Here is a 201-nt window from a genome sequence, read left to right on the forward strand (position 1 = left end):
CAGCCCTCACCGGTGCGCAGATAAGTAATATCTGACATCCACACCCGGTTAAGCTCACCAGTATCAAACATGCGCTTGACCAGGTCAGGAAGCGTGGACTTACGCTCAGATTGAATCGTTGTCACCGGCACAAAAGCACGCGGTGAAATCCCTTCAATGCCCATCAGACGCATCCGCTTAGCCACAGTCTTGCGATTCACA

At 52.2% G+C, this 201-nt stretch carries 1 pseudogene; it reads right to left on the reverse strand.

Going from position 1 to position 201, the window contains the following annotated elements:
- Window positions 1-201 (reverse strand): annotated as a pseudogene (locus QP888_RS11045) (IS3 family transposase); the annotation flags it as partial.

Origin of the sequence: Corynebacterium sp. MSK297, from assembly GCF_030232885.1 — a bacterium.
GTDB lineage: Bacteria > Actinomycetota > Actinomycetes > Mycobacteriales > Mycobacteriaceae > Corynebacterium.